The sequence below is a fragment of the Hyunsoonleella rubra genome (assembly GCF_042684665.1).
GTDB classification, from domain to species: Bacteria; Bacteroidota; Bacteroidia; order Flavobacteriales; family Flavobacteriaceae; genus Jejuia; species Jejuia rubra.
Genome location: NZ_JBHULY010000044.1, coordinates 1 through 543 on the forward strand (window position 1 = coordinate 1; position 543 = coordinate 543).

A 543-nucleotide genomic window follows, 5' to 3' on the forward strand; every position below is an offset into this window, starting at 1 on the left:
AAAAAGATTACCAGGAAAAGCTGTTCGCTCAATTCCAGCTCAGCGAGCGGGTCCCCAAGGGGAATTTTTACAGGCGATTAAATGAAGTCGTGGACCTGGATTTCCTCTATGGCCTGACCAGGAGTTATTATGGTTCCAGTGGGCAAAAGAGCATCGACCCCGTTGTATTTTTTAAACTGTGTTTGGTAGGCTATCTGGAGAATATCATTAGCGACAGGCAATTGATCCAGCACAGTAGTATGCGCCTGGATATCCTGTATTTTCTGGGCTATGATATTGATGAGGAACTACCGTGGCATTCCACCATCAGCCGTACCCGCCAATTATACCCGGAGCCCGTATTTGAAGAGGTTTTTACCAAAGTACTAAGTATGTGCGTGGAGAGGGGCATGGTAAGCGGGCATACCCAGGCCATAGATTCGGCACCTGTTAAGGCCAATGCCTCTATGGATAGTTTGGAGCTTAAAGTCCCCAAAGAGGATTTGGAAACGCACCTGCACCAAATCCGTCATATCAGTTCGATGGATAAAAAAAAACTCCGAT

Annotated in this window: 1 protein-coding gene; it reads left to right on the plus strand. The window is 46.6% G+C overall.

Annotated elements, in window-relative coordinates; genetic code table 11:
- On the plus strand, positions 1 to 543 hold a 543-nt coding region (locus ACFSR8_RS16475), incomplete at both ends, for a transposase (protein WP_380294072.1).